15 protein-coding genes and 1 pseudogene are annotated in these 15,049 nt (G+C 56.0%); 5 read left to right on the plus strand and 11 right to left on the minus strand.

Annotated features, from left to right (window positions below):
* Window positions 1-3: 3 nt before the first annotated feature.
* Entirely contained in the window at window positions 4-486 is a 483-nt protein-coding gene (locus tag RAZWK3B_RS04130) for a tyrosine-type recombinase/integrase (protein ID WP_007812506.1), read from the minus strand.
* A 19-nt stretch (window positions 487-505) separates the two neighbouring features.
* On the opposite strand from RAZWK3B_RS04130, the gene RAZWK3B_RS21915 reads away from it, so the two are divergent.
* Window positions 506-775: a helix-turn-helix domain-containing protein gene (locus RAZWK3B_RS21915; protein ID WP_157132145.1), complete on the plus strand. Its 270-nt coding sequence runs from the start codon at window positions 506-508 to the stop codon at window positions 773-775.
* A gap of 350 nt (window positions 776-1,125) precedes the next feature.
* Here RAZWK3B_RS21915 and RAZWK3B_RS04140 read toward each other — a convergent pair.
* The 4 genes and pseudogenes from RAZWK3B_RS04140 to RAZWK3B_RS04155 all read right to left on the minus strand — a co-directional run.
* Window positions 1,126-1,686, minus strand: a pseudogene (locus RAZWK3B_RS04140) (nucleotidyl transferase AbiEii/AbiGii toxin family protein); the annotation flags it as partial.
* Window positions 1,687-1,912: 226 nt separating this feature from the next.
* Window positions 1,913-2,275, minus strand: coding sequence for a protein-tyrosine phosphatase family protein (locus tag RAZWK3B_RS21570; RefSeq protein ID WP_232279475.1), 363 nt, complete (start codon window positions 2,273-2,275; stop codon window positions 1,913-1,915).
* A 122-nt stretch (window positions 2,276-2,397) separates the two neighbouring features.
* On the minus strand, window positions 2,398-3,021 hold the full coding sequence (locus RAZWK3B_RS04150; protein WP_007812510.1) for a MarC family protein: 624 nt from the start codon (window positions 3,019-3,021) through the stop codon (window positions 2,398-2,400).
* A gap of 345 nt (window positions 3,022-3,366) precedes the next feature.
* Window positions 3,367-4,110 (minus strand): YecA/YgfB family protein, encoded by a 744-nt coding sequence (locus RAZWK3B_RS04155; RefSeq protein ID WP_007812512.1) that lies wholly within the window; start codon window positions 4,108-4,110, stop codon window positions 3,367-3,369.
* Between the two features lie 2,160 nt (window positions 4,111-6,270).
* Here RAZWK3B_RS04155 and RAZWK3B_RS04160 point away from each other — a divergent pair.
* Complete coding sequence (locus RAZWK3B_RS04160; protein ID WP_007812514.1) at window positions 6,271-6,831, plus strand: LabA-like NYN domain-containing protein; 561 nt, start codon at window positions 6,271-6,273, stop codon at window positions 6,829-6,831.
* Between the two features lie 159 nt (window positions 6,832-6,990).
* The gene (locus tag RAZWK3B_RS04165) at window positions 6,991-9,273 is read left to right on the plus strand and encodes a PAS domain-containing protein (RefSeq protein ID WP_232279476.1); all 2,283 of its coding nucleotides are present in this window, start codon (window positions 6,991-6,993) and stop codon (window positions 9,271-9,273) included.
* Window positions 9,274-9,312: 39 nt separating this feature from the next.
* Here the strand turns inward: RAZWK3B_RS04165 and RAZWK3B_RS21030 are convergent, their stop codons facing one another.
* On the minus strand, window positions 9,313-9,519 hold the full coding sequence (locus RAZWK3B_RS21030; RefSeq protein ID WP_198133244.1) for a tail fiber assembly protein: 207 nt from the start codon (window positions 9,517-9,519) through the stop codon (window positions 9,313-9,315).
* A 163-nt stretch (window positions 9,520-9,682) separates the two neighbouring features.
* On the opposite strand from RAZWK3B_RS21030, the gene RAZWK3B_RS04185 reads away from it, so the two are divergent.
* A protein-coding gene (locus tag RAZWK3B_RS04185) for an IS3 family transposase (protein ID WP_502685140.1) occupies window positions 9,683-10,815 on the plus strand; the annotation gives its coding sequence in 2 pieces (ribosomal slippage) (window positions 9,683-9,956 and window positions 9,956-10,815; 1,134 coding nt in all).
* Between the two features lie 173 nt (window positions 10,816-10,988).
* Here RAZWK3B_RS04185 and RAZWK3B_RS04190 read toward each other — a convergent pair.
* From RAZWK3B_RS04190 to RAZWK3B_RS04200, 3 genes are read right to left on the minus strand one after another with little or no spacing between them, the layout of a single operon-like run.
* Window positions 10,989-12,248 (minus strand): phage tail fiber repeat family protein, encoded by a 1,260-nt coding sequence (locus RAZWK3B_RS04190; protein ID WP_007812525.1) that lies wholly within the window; start codon window positions 12,246-12,248, stop codon window positions 10,989-10,991.
* Entirely contained in the window at window positions 12,248-12,475 is a 228-nt protein-coding gene (locus tag RAZWK3B_RS04195; RefSeq protein WP_007812527.1) for a hypothetical protein, read from the minus strand. The genes RAZWK3B_RS04190 and RAZWK3B_RS04195 overlap by 1 nt, the downstream gene beginning before the upstream one ends.
* Before the next feature lies 1 nt (window position 12,476).
* Window positions 12,477-12,821, minus strand: a complete 345-nt coding sequence (locus RAZWK3B_RS04200; protein WP_007812529.1) for a hypothetical protein — start codon at window positions 12,819-12,821, stop codon at window positions 12,477-12,479.
* 256 nt (window positions 12,822-13,077) lie between these two features.
* Here RAZWK3B_RS04200 and RAZWK3B_RS20875 point away from each other — a divergent pair, with 256 nt between their 5' ends.
* Complete coding sequence (locus RAZWK3B_RS20875) at window positions 13,078-13,824, plus strand: UPF0149 family protein (protein ID WP_007812531.1); 747 nt, start codon at window positions 13,078-13,080, stop codon at window positions 13,822-13,824.
* 20 nt (window positions 13,825-13,844) lie between these two features.
* On the opposite strand, the gene RAZWK3B_RS04215 is transcribed toward RAZWK3B_RS20875, so the two are convergent.
* Both RAZWK3B_RS04215 and RAZWK3B_RS04220 read right to left on the minus strand, forming a co-directional pair.
* Window positions 13,845-14,114 (minus strand): hypothetical protein, encoded by a 270-nt coding sequence (locus RAZWK3B_RS04215; RefSeq protein WP_007812533.1) that lies wholly within the window; start codon window positions 14,112-14,114, stop codon window positions 13,845-13,847.
* Entirely contained in the window at window positions 14,111-15,043 is a 933-nt protein-coding gene (locus RAZWK3B_RS04220) for a C40 family peptidase (protein ID WP_007812535.1), read from the minus strand. Before RAZWK3B_RS04220 ends, RAZWK3B_RS04215 begins: the two co-directional genes overlap by 4 nt.
* Window positions 15,044-15,049: the final 6 nt, after the last annotated feature.

Here is a 15,049-nt window from a genome sequence, read left to right on the forward strand (position 1 = left end):
TCTTTACGCGATGAGTTCAGAGCGGCGTGTCAGCAACTCATAGCCCAAGGACAGCATCGCGCGATTGCGCAACCCCCAAGGTGTATCCGGCTGTGCGGCCAGAAACTGATCCAGATAATCGCGTGTGAGCGCTTTGGCCTGCTTTGGACGCGCGGGCTTCAACCGGCAGGCACGACGGAGCGCCAATTTGACATCCGGATGCACGGTCGGATCGGGCAGGTCGAGCAAGTTATGTATGAGACGGATCGCACCGATCCGCCTCTTGACGGTTGAGGGCGCCTTTGTCTGCCCTTGATCTTCCAGGAACTGGCACAGTGTCTCGACCTCTGCCGGAAACAGCGTTGGAATGCCATTTTCGTGGCACCAGATTTCAAAGGCCTCGACATCGCCGCGATAGCTGCGCATGGTGGCCGGCGAGTAGGCGCCCTCGAGGCGCTGGAATGCGGAGCGCCAGTTTGTACTTATGTTTGTCAGTGTTTGCTTCATATGAACTAAATAGTATCAAATGAGCCAAAAATCAATAGCCGGACTTCAAATACGTCTTGCGCGATTAGCGTTAAGATGGAGTGTTGCCGAACTGTCAGAACGCTCAAAAGTCAGCACGAGCACCATTAAGCGGATTGAAGCTCAAGATGACCCTCCGACAAGTACGCAAGCAAATAGTTCAGCTCTTGTGAACGCCTTAGAATCCGCCGGCATCGAGTTCATTGGCAGCCCAGATGACCGTCCTGGTATTCGCATTGGTAAACCCGGGCCCGGAAACAAAACTGAGTGAAGCGAGCGCAGTGCTTAGACGTGGTATCGTCTTTTATGTCCTCGCATTCGCGCGTCTTAACGTGCAGCTGATGATTTTGCTGTGGATGCGGCACAACCGGAGACGTGATCGCGAATTCGGGCCTATGCTCGCCCACAGCAGGCCGGCTTCAACCTAAAGCGTTCCGCCTCTAACGTGAGGCACCAGCCAAAGGCGGAACGCGTGCAACGATTGGGCAGAGCACTGCATTCCGCGAATATCTTCGCGGTGGGTCAAAAGGGTAAAATCAATGTCGAGTGCGACTACGCGTCTCGTGAATTCATCACAGCTTTTGGTTCAAGGGGCCACCGTGTTGGGCGAGTATCTCACCTTCAATAGCCGGATCCATAGCCATGCCGGCCATGCACTCCCGAAGCCACTCCGTGTTTCGTATGCGCGTGATTGCTGCGTCGTATGCCTTGCGAACTGTGTCGCCGTAGGCACCTATCGGCGATGGCCCACGCGCCGTCAGGGATCGGCCCCCAGCGTGAGATCATCATCGACAGATCAAGGACGTCTCGGTTGAGAACCGCCTTGTCTGCCCAGCGATCAGCATTCGCGAGCAGTTTCTCTGCATACATGCAGTCCCGGTTTAGAACGGGGACGCCGAAGCGGTGATCCATCTCACCCGCGAGCTGAATTCGAGCTTCACGGACGATCTCAAATTTGATTGATACATCCGCCACCCCTATCAAAGTGCGGATGCCATATTGGTCGGTTCTAACATCACGCAGTGTTTTAAGCTTGGTCCCTGGAAGTAATAGCCAATCAAGATCAGACATGCCCCAAACGGCTTGGCGGAGCTTCCTATATCCCGGTTGAGAGGCGCAGAGGAAATCGATGTCCACGCTCTCACGATACTCATCAAGGCTTAAAACAATCGCCGTGCCCCGACCGAAATAGCACTCTGCATCGCGAAGTAACGCGCCATTTAAAGCGTTCCGCCTTTAACCTGAGGCATCAGCGACAGGCGGAACGCGTGCAACGATTGAACGGAGCACTGCATTTCGCGAAAATCTGTGATTCAGTTTTCCGCGAAACGCTTTAAGCAGCGAAGTACATCAAGAATATCATTATGATGTTTCCGTCGGAATAAGTCAGCACCCTGCGGCTCGTTCATCAAGCGGCAAGAAAGTGACCGTTGCCGTGCACAGCAACAAGGCGATCCAGAAGTTTTTGCTCGGCTGGGGTGAGCGCATCATGATCAATAAATCTCCAGTTGCGCTCGTAGAGCGCAAGCGCAGTTTGTCCGTCCACAACGGCATCGTTGGGACGGTTCCAGCATAGCTGTCGTAGCTGAGGATATTTGTTCACTTTTACGTTCATGTCATCCTCGGATGGTGTGTAATCATCCATGCTACTACTATAGGTAAAGTTGCGAGAGTTGCAAAGATTTTGCAAGGTGCGGGTCAGGGCTATGTTAGCGGCGCGCACCCACGCGCTTCCTGGAGCGTGTCCAGTTTGCCTTGTATCAAAGTACATCACCAATGTCCCGAGGTGGCCGTGGGCCTGGCAGGGTATTGGTGATGCAATGTTGGGCAACCTTACCTCAGCAAACCTGCACCGCGCCGACTTTGGCGCCCCTGCGGCAAGCTTCGCGCCGCTCAGAGCCCAAAACGGATCGAGAGTGCGTCGAGCCCTGTTTCCACGGCTAAAGCTGAAATTATCAGCCCCATGACACGGCTGATAATCGAGGAGCCTGCATTGCCGATGATCTTGTGAACCCGCGTCGCAAGTAAAAGGCACGCAAGGGTCATCATCAGGATGACCAGCACAAGCCCTGTTGTGATCACTTGTTCCAGGATTGGCGTGGTGCGATTGTCGGTTAAGAGCACCACGGCCAACAGGGCGCCGGGGGAGGCGATGGAGGGTATTGCAAGCGGGTAGACGGCTAGCTCGACGTCGGACTTTTCAGCCAAGCCTATTTCGCTGTCTTGTCTTGCCTCGCCGAATATCATGTTGAGGCCAAAGAGCAGCAGCACCAGGGATCCCGCAAGTTGGAAGGACGACAGGCTTACGCCGATCGCTTCCAGGAACATCTGACCAAATGCGATGAAGAAGAGCAGAAGCGACCCGGCGATGAGGACCGCTTTGAACGCGACACTCGACCGTTTTTCCTCTGGCAGCGAGATCACAATCGCCAAAAACACAGGGATCGTCCCGATGGGGTCCACTACGGCGAACAGCATGGCAAACTCTTCCATGATATGAGCGAGTGATTTTTCCATCTGTTTCCCGGCTCTTTGAGTGACGGCGCGCGCTAAGGCAGACCTACCCTAGAGGTAACGGAGGCATGGGGGAGGTGGCAAGTGCTATGCCCGCGCATCTTGGTGGATTGTCCGTGTCAATTGTGATTTCCAGCTGGAATTGGTTGAGGCCTTCAACAGGAAGTGTCTGACGTCAGCACCTATGAGACAATTTGAGCGGATTGCGGGACGGAGGGTTTCTGGCGCGCCGGTCTAAAGCGTTCCGCCTTTAACCTGCAGCATCAGCGACAGGCGGAACGCGTGCAACGATTGAACCGAGCACCGCATTTCGCGAAAATCTGTGTGTCAGGTTTTTCGCGAAACGCTTTAATGCGCGCCACAACACTTGATATACTGGCGGCCGGAGCCGCAGCGGCACGCATCTGGAGGCGTACAAGGAAAGGCTGCATCTTCTGGAAACGCGCGCATATTCTCGCTCAAGATAAACTGGTTTACGTCCTGCTTTTTGAGCTGTGTCTGGCACGTAAACGGATTGCGCCTGCGCCGCCATTTTTGGAACACTGTCACACAATGCGGCAGTAACTCAGGGGCTGTTTTTTCAAAAATCTGCACCTGCTGCTTACTCAGAGTGCTTTCGCCCATATCGATTGCGTAAAGCGCCATGATAAGGCTCAGCGCCGACGACGCGTCCTCGTCGTCACTTTTCATCATCCGCTGCCACCCGTCTGAGGCCAATATCATCGCGAGTTCGAACCCGGCAACCCAGGGCTCCCAACGTGTGTCCAGCTGGTTTGGGTGATCTTTGAGGACCAAATCACAGGCCGAGGTTTCATGAAGCTGGCGCAAGATTTCGTTATAATGCTCCACCACCGCGTCGATGAGCAGTTGCGCCACGACAGCATCGGAGAGGGGGATAGAGCTGCCACCACCCCAGATGCAGGGAAGCCACAGCTGCGGATCCACCGGGTCTGGGCTAAGAGCTACGCCGATGAGAAAGCCGTTCAGCTCGCTCACGGTCATTGGGGGCTGATCCCGGTCCTGAGCAGGGATCTCAGATAGAAGTTGTCCGAGCCGCACCAGATGGCGCGTCCCGTAGCTTGATTGCTGCATACGCATATCCTGCGGCGTATATGGGCGCGCGTGCCCAAAATTCCCAAAGAAGATCGTGTCATATGTGATCTGAGCATGCGAACTATCTTGGGTCTCGGATCGCCCCATTTGATACGTGATATTGCGCGATCGCGTGGCAGCTATGGCGTGAGGGCAAAACGGGGCCACACGCTTGCTTAAAGCCTCGAATTTCTATATGTTGTGGTTGTTTTCGATCGCGCGCCTAAATATAGATTTTTCCACCTAGGGCCCGCGGCGCAAAGACACAAAAGGACATACTGGCATGTCACACGAGCCGTCCCCATCCAGCGTTCCGCTTTTGGATCTCGCGACCGTCGCGCGCGTGCTCGGCGCGCAAAACACGGCAATCGGTAAAGGGTAGGGCGGTTGCGACGCCTTCCGGGCGCGCCTGATGATCAGCCTTGCTGCTCCGAGTACTGCGGTGCAAAGCGATGGATCGCTGGCCCTCGCGAGTTGCGCAAGAGGCAGCCTCATTACGCTGCATCCCATATCCCGAAACAAAACCAGCAGCCAATGGCCACGCACGAAGGCTGGATTCCCGAAACAAAGCCAGGCGCCTGACGTCGCCGATCTGACGCGAGGCTCGATATCCCGAAACAAAGCCAGCAGCCCATGGCCACGTGCGAAGGCCAAATTCCCGAAACAAAGCCAACCACCTGATGCCGCCGATCTGACACATCCCGCGAGTCCCGAAACAAAGCCACGGGTCGCTGGGCGGGCGCAAGGCTCAAATTCCCGAAACAAACCCAGCACGGCACCCGGCTCAGGACACCGACTGCAGGTCCAATGCAACGCCGAAAAGCGGCCAGGCGGCGGCCTTTTAACTCATTGATTAACAAGTAAAAATATAGCCCTTATAAGCCTTGATAACGCCCCATACCAGCTATACCCGATTTGGTATACGTGTCTGCAAATCTCCCCAGCGCTCACGCCGGCAACTGATACAGAACCAAAACAACTGCTAAGACCCACTGCTGTGGCGACCGCCCTCAATTCAATAGCGGCCAATTACTATTTAAAGGGCCGCAAATGCAGCAGATACTTACATTATAATTTGCGAGCCCCGTCGCTCGAGTTGCCCATCGCTCTATCGAGTGAGGTCTCATTTTATCTTATGGGTGCTTGTGAATTCGGGCATCACGTTTAGCGTCAAGAACATGCAGCGTGATGTCAATGCATCCCCCATGCTAGACATCCATGAGGTTGAATCGCTTCTTTCATGGTATCATGCTGCGTCTTAGGCCCTCTGTCGTTAACTCGGCAGGGGGCATATCTTTTGAGGCAATAAGAAATCCATCGAACACGGGCCTTTTGGCCGGCGAAGAGTTATCCACAGAATGTCGCAGTTTGCTGCTACGACTCTAACTGTCTACCTGGCCCTCTGTTGTTAAGTCGATGGAGGGCCCTTTTACTTTAACAAAGTGCCCTCATTGGAATAATCCTGAACTTTCCACGGTTGGCTAGTAAGCTGGAAGGGATATAGCGTTTGGCGATGTGCCGTCGGGCGCAAGGGCATGATCTTTGTGTCCTCACCGAGGCATCGAGCGCTGCCGATTACATTGCCCTGCCTATCGTGTTCAATGTTTGAGATCAGACATATTCTCAAAAGTTACAAAAAAATCGTCCGGTTTAAGTGGATGATTATTGTAAAAATCCCAAAATAAGACATCGAAGGTTCCGCATGCAGGCGGCTGTGGAAAACTCTGTGGATACCGCAAAAATTCTCTCCACAAAGATGCCGTCATCTCACGGTCCTTCAAATGTAGATGGATTTTCAGAAGCATTTAAATCATTGTTTTATAATTTTAATATTCAGGCAATGCAGTATTTTTCTGGGTAAAGTTGGATGTCTCTTAACGTCTGGTCAAGAATGAATAACTTGCAGCGCGACGTGGCTTTTGTGCATTTGGGAGTCCAATGTCCATGGCGGTAATAAGCATTTCAGTCTGTCGGTAGGTCTTTGTGAAATCACAAAATGATAATTTTAATTCAGTGCTGTTTGAACTTTGACGGGAGAATTATCTCATATTGATCAATATATAACTTTTTGAGACTTTTTGATAACTTAAGAACAAACATCTAACTCTTGCGCATTTGCGCGCTCCGGTGTGAAAGCTTTTACTGAAGTCGGCCGTTTTTTTGCTGGATTACAACATGCTATACTCAACGGATAAACTTGCAATTCTGATCGACGGTCAGGCGTTGACCAGCTTGGGTTTTGGCCTCGGCATGAAGATTGATTATCGACGGCTAAAATCTCGTTTTGCGCGCGTTTCAAAGCTGACCACAGTCAAATATTATGCGATCGTCGATGCCGATAAAGTTGAGAACCCATATGTTAAGCTGCTGGATTGGCTTGACTATAATGGGTACCAAATCCACAGGAAAATGGCGCGCGTCTTTGATGATGTTGATGGTGCGCGAGTAAAAGGGTCGATAACGGCTGATTTGAGCGTTGATATAATTATGATGGCTAAACAGGTCGATCATATCTTGCTGATCGGTGGTCACACCGACTATTGCTATGCCATCCAACAAGCTAAGCGTTTTGGGGCACGCGTTACACTCCTAAGCTCGCTAAAGGCGGAAGGTTTCCGTCCTGCGGACGATCTGCGTCGGATTGTTGACGACTTCATAGAACTTGAAGATTTGCGCAACGAAATCGCGATACCGGAAGCTCTTCGAACTGCAGCTGAATAGAGGCGCTTAGCCCGCAACAGCGGACACTTTAGGCTGTGCCTCAAGGTATCTTTACACTCTAGGAATGTGTTCAAAAGCAAATTGATTTAAGCAAAAACCGTGTTGAGGGAGAATGTTTTCGATTATGGCCGCCATGGCCAATGCGCCCCGCCTGATTGATTGCTGCTGAAAACTTCATTTGCTCCATTGATCAATGACAGCTTTAAATCTACCGAAAGTAGGCGGTTTATGCTAATCTTGCTTTTATCCTCCGACCTCAGAATTGATTTCGTTTCCCCTGACGCTATCGAGCCGTTTGCGCCGAATGTCGATTGCTTAAGAATGCCGCTGGAGGCTGCGGCGCATTTGCTGCGGGTCGACCCGGGATTGCCTCTAGGTTGTGATGCGGTTTTGAATGGTCGTGCACATGAAGCAGTGCAGATCAGCCCTTCGGATGGCCGGAATTACCTGCGGCGTATTGCGCCTCAAAGAGGCTTGGACGGTAAAATTCACCAATTGGTAGTCAGCTATGAGTCTGGAGATCTTGAACCAATTCTTGAGTTGAACACGGTGCGTCGGCGGTTGCGACATGCTATGGACGCTATTTCAGATCCTGTCGCTTATTTTGATCGCGAGGACCGGTTGGTTATTTGTAACCGGGCCTATTCGCAATTGCATATGGGATCTGAGGGGGCCGTTGAACTCGGCATGACATTTGAAGCGATCTTACGTCGTGACATTGCCAACGGCGCTTTGGATATTGCCACTGAGGCGCAAGAGGCTTGGTTGGCCGAGCGTTTGTCAAGTCGGCGTAAATCTTCTTTTGAGCTGGAGCTTCGGCTACAGGATGGTCGGTGGTTTCGTGTTGCTGAGCGCGGCGCGGAAGATGGCGGTAGAGTTCATGTGCTCACAGACATCACGACGCTGAAGGGTGCGCAGATTTATCTTCGCAATGTCATGAAGGGTTCACAGGTAGGTACATGGCACCTTGATCTTACAAGCGGTGAGGGAACAATCAACAGCTACTGGGCCGATATGCTTGGGTATGATCGCGACGCGTTGATGCCTATGCGCTACGAGGACTGGCGGGAGTTGGTGCATCCTGATGACCTACCTTCGATGGAGAAAGAATTTCAGACCTGTCTCGCTGGAAAGGCCAAAAACTGGGAAGTTGAATATCGTCTTCGGCACCTTTCTGGCCGCTGGGTTTGGGTACTCAGCCGTGGTGGCGTGTCCGAATGGAATTCGGATGGCAGCCCGCGTCAGATCGCGGGTGTTCACCTCGACATCTCGAAGCGCAAAGCCTTGGAAGATGAATTGCGCCTTCGCAATTCGGCTATAAATGCGACGCCAGATGGCATTACAGTCACAGATGAGGCAGGAACCATCCTTGATACCAATCTGGCACATGCCCGAATGTTTGGTTACGATTCGCCAACAGACCTGATAGGTAAGCCCTGGTATTCTCTGTACAGTTCAGATGCGGCAGCTTCGTTGGCTGCTGACGCCTTCCCGGAATTGCGAGCTACAGGAAAATGGCAAGGTGAGGCTTTAGCACTCAGAGCGGATGGCACCCGCTTTGAACAGGAACTCAGTCTTGCTAAAATGCCAGATGGCAAGATTGTCTGTATCAATGCAGATGTCTCGCAGCGCAATGTTTTGGAACGTAGCCGATTAGAGTTGCGCGATCGTGTGCAGAGGGCGCAAAGACAAGAAATATCCAACTTGCTTTCGGCCGGCTTGACGCACGATTTGTTTAATCTCACAACAATCATCTTGCATATGTCAGACCCCTTGTACCTGCAGTCTAAAGGCATTCAGTTGCAAGATACATTTGCCGATATCCACCGTGCCGCCCGTGAGGTCATTGGCCTTTTGGAACCGATCCGGGATTTAGGACAACGCCAGACACAGATCGAGGATACTGACTTTTGCGCGCTACTCAAAAACGCAGCGGAGCTTCTTAAACTTGGTGCCCCACCTGATCTTGTTGTGAATATACGGCTTCCCAAGGCCGCGCTCCAGGCCGAAGTCGATCCAATGCAGATAATGCAGATATTGCTGAACCTTGGGCTGAATGCTCGTGATGCCTTGGAAGGAGACATCAAAGAGATCGAACTGAGTATTATTTTTGCGGATAAATTGCCTGAAGGTGCAACGGTCGAGATTGGACAAGTGCCAGCTGGCCCTTTTGCTCTCTTCACAGTGATAGATACTGGAACTGGTATATCTGAAGCCGCTAGAAAACATCTATGGACACAAGGCTTCACGACAAAAGGGCAACGCGGAACTGGACTGGGTTTGGCGGTGGTTTCAGAAATTGTGAAAGGCGCTGGCGGTTGTATCGCGCTTTCAACTGTTCCGGATAAAGGGTCAACATTTTGGGTTGCGTGGCCTCTGGACCAGAATATAGAACAGGCGCAGTTTAGCGTTCTCCCGTCACCATTACCTCGTCGTGCTTAGTCAAACCCGAAGATAAGCGTATTGGCAGCGATTTGGGTATTATCCAAAGTCTGGCCACACCACCTCCCCCGGAAACCCTTCCTGCTGGGGCACATCCCTGAGCGCCTGGCGATACGCCTTCCAGTCGGCGATATCCTCAGGTGGTGTGACATCGGGCAGGTAAATCCAGTCAGTCTGCATGAGGCGCAGATCGCGCTCGGCGCGCACTTGCGCGGCAAGAACGGCCACCGGCTGTGAGAGAGACAACGCCACCTCTCCAGACGCACCTACTGCCACTTCGGCAAACACAGCCTCAGCTACCTCCCAAACCGCCAGTGGCGCATAGGCTGCGACCACATCCGTCAGAGGTGGTCGCGGAAACTTGGACCAAGCGTTAAGGTGGATCGCATGACGAAAGAGACGATCCGAAATGGCAAAGAGAAAGACGCATACGCCTGATTTCAAGGCGAAGGTCGCGCTTGAAGCGATCCGCGAAGAGATGACGCTGGCCGAGCTGTCGAAGAAGTATGGCGTGCATCCGAACCAGATCAGCACATGGAAGCGGGCGGCGATTGAGAACATGGCCACGGCGTTCACCCGGCGGGGTGCTGATCCCGGGAAGGTTAACGAGGCTGAGATCGAGAAGCTGCATTCGAAGATCGGGCAGCTGGTGGTGGAACGGGATTTTTTAGCCAATGCCTCGGTTCAGCTGCTCGGGACGCGAGGCAAAAAATGGTGAGCAAGGATCATGAGCTGAGCCAGCGGCGGCAATGTGCGCTGCTGCAATTGTCGCGCTCTACGCTGTATTATCGTCCCAAGGGTGAAAGCGCTGAGAACTTACGTTTCATGGAGATCATCGACAAGCAGTTCCTGGAGACCCCGTGGTATGGCTCTCGCCAGATGGCGCGTCACATGAAGCGGCAGGGTCACAAGTGCGGCCGTCATCGTGTGCGGCGCCTGATGCGTCTGATGCGGTTGGTGCCGATCTACCAGGAGCCCAACACCAGCAAGAAACACCCGGCGCACAAGATCTACCCCTACCTGCTCAAGGGGTTGGCGATCACCCGACCCAATCAGGTCTGGTGCGCCGATATCACCTATATCCGGATGGAGCGGGGGTTCCTGTATCTGGTCGCCATCATGGATTGGTATAGCCGCAAGGTTCTGGCCTGGCGTCTGTCGAATACCTTAGAGGCAGACTTCTGTGTCGCGGCGCTGAAAGAGGCGCTGGCCACCTATGGCCCGCCAGAGGTCTTCAACACCGATCAGGGATCGCAGTTCACCAGCAGCGACTGGATCGATGAACTGAAGGAGGCCAAGGTGAAGATATCGATGGATGGCAAGGGCCGCTGGATCGACAATCGAATGATAGAGCGCCTTTGGCGGTCGCTGAAATACGAGTGCGTTTACCTGCGTGCCTTCGAGACCGGGTCACAAGCCAGGGAGGGTATCGGGCGATGGCTGGCCTATTACAACGCCGAGCGGCCCCACTCGACCCATGGCATCTTGACCCCGGATGAGGTCCATGCAAGCAAAACGGAACCCATGAGAATTGCAGCCTGATGTGAAACCTTGATCCACCTTAACTGGGCTGCAATCTGGTCGAAAAAGCAGGACCACCTCTCACCCAGCGCGAGCTGGGTGGGTGTGGGCACCTTGCCGGCCACGGCCGAGCGCTTCAGTTTGAATGCCATGGGATGGCCTCCTGATCGGGGTGTGATGAGCCAGACGCGGGATCAGAACGTCCCGCCATCGAGGGCGATACCGGAGATACTGCCGCCGGTGATGGCCACGTTGCTCGCCGCTTGGGTCGCCATGGAGCCCAGCCCGAGATTGCTGCGCGCGGTTGCCACATTGGTCAGATCCGAGAGATTTGCGGATTTGCCGAGCTTGTCGGCGAGGCCGTTGGTGACTGTGCTGGCAAAATTGGGATCATCGCCCAGGGCCGCAGCCAATTCATTGAGCGTATCAAGCGCGCCAGGCGCGGCGTCGATCAGCGCCGCGATGGCGGCCGCGACAAAGCCAGTGGTGGCGATCTGCGTCGTGTTGGTCCCGCTGGCCGCCGTCGGTGCTGTCGGCGTGCCGGTGAAGCCCGGCGAGGCCAGCGGCGCTTTACCGTTCAGGGCGGTCTGTAATCCCGTGACCTCGGAGAGCGCATGCCCATGGGCTTCAGGCGCAAAGCTCGACGGCTTGCCGGTGACACCGCTCCAGGGCACCGCATCGGCCAGTTCGGCGGCATCTACCTTGCCGTCTGCGTCACTGTCATAGGTGGCGACATGCATATCGCCGGTGTTGAGCCCGGCGATCTCGGTCTGCACATAGGCCGTAGTGGCGAGCCGGGTGGAGGTGTCACCCGACGCAGGCGTCGGCGCGGTGGGCGTGCCGGTCAACGCGGGCGAGGCCAGCGGCGCCTTGGCCGTGAGGGCGGTTTGCAGGCCGGTGACATCAGAGATCCCATGACCATGGGCAGCAGCCGCAAAGGCCGTGCTGTTCATCAGGGCTGCGGTGCCGAGCCCCAACAGGCTGTGCTGTGCGGGTACATCCGCCGCTGTCAAAACCGCGCGCCCGGCCAGGGTGCTGTCGGTGATCTCATCGGCACCATGCCCATGGCTCACGGCGGCCTTACTGTCGAGGGCCACCTGCAGCCCCGTGACATCCGACAGCCCATGTGTGTGGCTACTATTGGCCTTGCCGCTCAAGAGCGTATCGATTTGCGATTTGCGCACCAGGTCGGACCCGGCCGCGGCATCCTGCGCAGCGGCCGGCACCGTGCTGAAGGTCTTCTTGCCGGCCACGCTTTGGGCTCCGATCCGGGCCACAAAGGCGCCAAGTCCGGCCAGTGCGGCGATGGAGGTGGCATTGCCGGCCCCATCATCGCCCTTGCCGATATAGAGCGTGTCCTCCACCTCGTTATGAGCGACCTCGCCGGATTTGAGCGCGGCGGGCGCACCGGCCGCACCGGAGACACGGCGTTTGAACTGGATTGTATTGGCCATCAGAAGAACCCTCCGTTGATCGGCGCATCGGTTGGAAGAATGGTGATACCGGGCGCGCCCTCATCGCCCTTCGGCCCCGGGGGGCCGATGGCACCGTCAGGCCCGGGCGTGCCGCGGAGCCGGACCACCATCGGCCCCGCGGCCAGGGCAACGCGCAAGGGCAGATCCTCGAACGGCGTGATCCGGATTGGCACAGAGGAGCCGACCACAGAAATTGCGTCCGCCATCTCAAAGCCCTCGTGTCACGGGCAGCAGCACCGGGATCTCCAGCGCAAAGCCCAGATGCAGATCGGGGCTGACATCAGTGCGCACCACATCGATCACGACGGATCCAACCTCCATGCCAGCGGTGTCAGAGGCCACAATCTGCAGATCCAGCGCATGATCGGCGACCCGCACCAGGCCGCCATTGGCGCTGCTCAGCGTGGCCAGCACCTCAGTCGCCCTAGGGCTCTGGCGCACCTGACCAACAAAAGCGGCGCCCTCAGGGAACAGAACTCCTTCCGCTTCAAGCCGGAGGCGATAGGCATAGCCGATCATGATGGCCGGCCCTTCGTGGATCTCGCTGCTCATGGCTGCCACCCGCAGAGCGCAGCCCCGGTCTCGTTATGGATCAGGATCTGGCGCGCTGTGTCCTCTGTCAGCTGATCGGCCACAGAGGGGCGGATTGGTGACGCCCAGTCACAGTCATCTATCGATGATAGATGCGGCGCGCTGCAGGCGCTCAATGTCATGATCCCGAGGAGGGCTGGTGCAAGGAGATGGGGCATGGCACACCTGTGGCAAAAGAATGGGACAACACCGTCCCGCAGCAGAACAAGACAGCTTGATGGCACGATCGATTTATCCAAAGCGGCAGCTTGCGTTTCTCGAGGAGCTGCTTTCCGAGATCCCCTTCACCGACTGGGATCACCCGCCGATGTCACTGAGCGAGCTCAACGGGTTTTTGACGGCGATCCTGGTCAGTCCGGATCTGGTCACCCCGTCCCGCTGGCTGCCGCAGATCTGGGGTGGTGGAGGGATCATGCCCATGACAGATGATGCTGCTGCGCAAATGCTCGTCGATGCGGTGATGGAACATTACAACATCATTGCCAGCGAACTGCATCAGGGGCGGAAGGTGACTCCGATTTTTGAAGAGGACATGAACAGTGGTGAGACGCTCTGGGAGCCGTGGGTGTCAGGGTTCGAGCTCGGCATGCAGTTTGCCCCGGACGGCTGGAACCGCATTCTAGGCGGCGATGACGAAGAAGCTGCGGCCTCAGTCAGCCTGATCCTCCTGCTGCACGATATCGACATCGGCGAGAGCGATTTGACCGAGGCCGAGATTGACGAGATGGACGAACGCGCCCCCGCTTTGCTGCCGCAGGCTGTGGCCAGCATCAATGAGTGGCGACGCCAGCGCGATCCCTACGCCCTGCGGGTTGGCAGCGCCACGCCGGATGCGGCGGGCCTCACGTGCCGTGACAATGTGATTGATTTCTCGGCCCATAGCCACAGCCCCAAGACAGGTCGTAACGAGCGCTGTGCCTGTGGATCTGGGCGCAAATACAAACATTGCTGCGGGGCGCACTGACCTGACAGAGAGCGTCGGGTTCACTCTCGATCGTCTTCCCGCCTCCAGCGGGCAAGCCGGTCGCGCACCGAGCTCTCTGACAAATTCCCAGCCTGCATTTGCGCCTTGCGCGCCGCCTGCAGCGCCGCAATCCGGGCATCCGCCTGACGAATGGCAAAATCCGCCTGACCTGCTGCACGCCCCCGCCGCCAGGCGACAGCAAGTGCTGCGAAGCTTGCCCCGATCAAGGCAAAAGCCAGGCTCAGGCGTCGCAGAACCGCAGGCGGCAAAAAAGTGCTCAGGAGGCTCATGGCGTTTTCCCCGATTGATGATCTTCAAGGCGTGCGGCGCGCGCTCGCAAGGCGTAAAAAATCACCAGGGCAAAAACAAGCGCGGCGCAGAGCGGCAAGAGTGTGGGTGCCCAATGCGCCACACCTAGACTATCCATGAGACGGGCCAGTAGCCCTTGCGCGGTCTCGGCGTCGCGCAGCACGGGGTCCAGCTGGCTGGCCAGACTGCCTGCAGCGCCGACGGCCCCCAGCCCGATCTGGGCGTTGGCGGCATTGATAATCCGGCTGCGCTCCGGGGCGCCCTGTGCGCGTTCTGGCGCGATGTCACGTGGTGGAGCGCCGCGCAAGGCCTCCTTAAGCGCCACGTCAATGACTGGCATGCGTGGCAGGCTATTGTCATCACGGAAAGCAAGGATCGCGGCGCGTGTGCGCGGCCCAATGATACCGTCGATAGCGCCGACCTCGTGATAGCCAAGGGCTTTGAGGCGAGACTGTACATCGCGCACGCTCATCTGCACGGCCGGGGCCACTTGGCCTGCCCGGCGGACCCCGAGCATCTTGGAGAGGGCAAAGCGCTTGATCGAGACAGCATCGCCATGGTTGCCACCCAAACCCCAGAGCCAGCCTCCCTCGATGCGGTGAACAAAAACAACATGGCCCTGCCAGCTTTTGGCTCCCCGCGGAAAGACGGCAATATCGCCCGGTCGGGCGTCGTCCCTCGCAACACCTATCCCCCACGTGAGATAGGACCGCGCTGTCAGCTGGCGCGTTGATCGCAGTCCTGCCTTCTCAAGGCAATGGCCCACAAAGGCAGCGCACCAGGCGACGCTGTCATGTTCGACCCAGTCATGGCCGACCGAGGCATACATCTCCATGATGGTCGGATTGTTTTCAGGTCCGGGCCCTTCCGTGGCGCCGATATAGCCTTGAGCGATCTCATATGGTGTCATTTCACG

Source organism: Roseobacter sp. AzwK-3b, from assembly GCF_000170875.1.
GTDB classification, from domain to species: domain Bacteria; phylum Pseudomonadota; class Alphaproteobacteria; order Rhodobacterales; family Rhodobacteraceae; genus Roseovarius; species Roseovarius litoreus.

What these genes read in the sequence shown, in the direction of transcription:
- RAZWK3B_RS21915 (WP_157132145.1), top strand. Translation starts at nt 506, where the DNA reads ATGAGCCAAAAATCAATAGCCGGACTTCAAATACGTCTTGCGCGATTA.
- RAZWK3B_RS04220 (WP_007812535.1), bottom strand. Translation starts at nt 15,043, where the DNA reads ATGACACCATATGAGATCGCTCAAGGCTATATCGGCGCCACGGAAGGG.
- RAZWK3B_RS04190 (WP_007812525.1), bottom strand. Translation starts at nt 12,248, where the DNA reads ATGGCCAATACAATCCAGTTCAAACGCCGTGTCTCCGGTGCGGCCGGT.
- RAZWK3B_RS04150 (WP_007812510.1), bottom strand. Translation starts at nt 3,021, where the DNA reads ATGGAAAAATCACTCGCTCATATCATGGAAGAGTTTGCCATGCTGTTC.
- RAZWK3B_RS04200 (WP_007812529.1), bottom strand. Translation starts at nt 12,821, where the DNA reads ATGAGCAGCGAGATCCACGAAGGGCCGGCCATCATGATCGGCTATGCC.
- RAZWK3B_RS04195 (WP_007812527.1), bottom strand. Translation starts at nt 12,475, where the DNA reads ATGGCGGACGCAATTTCTGTGGTCGGCTCCTCTGTGCCAATCCGGATC.
- RAZWK3B_RS04215 (WP_007812533.1), bottom strand. Translation starts at nt 14,114, where the DNA reads ATGAGCCTCCTGAGCACTTTTTTGCCGCCTGCGGTTCTGCGACGCCTG.
- RAZWK3B_RS20875 (WP_007812531.1), top strand. Translation starts at nt 13,078, where the DNA reads ATGGCACGATCGATTTATCCAAAGCGGCAGCTTGCGTTTCTCGAGGAG.
- RAZWK3B_RS04155 (WP_007812512.1), bottom strand. Translation starts at nt 4,110, where the DNA reads ATGCAGCAATCAAGCTACGGGACGCGCCATCTGGTGCGGCTCGGACAA.
- RAZWK3B_RS21570 (WP_232279475.1), bottom strand. Translation starts at nt 2,275, where the DNA reads ATGTACTTTGATACAAGGCAAACTGGACACGCTCCAGGAAGCGCGTGG.
- RAZWK3B_RS04130 (WP_007812506.1), bottom strand. Translation starts at nt 486, where the DNA reads ATGAAGCAAACACTGACAAACATAAGTACAAACTGGCGCTCCGCATTC.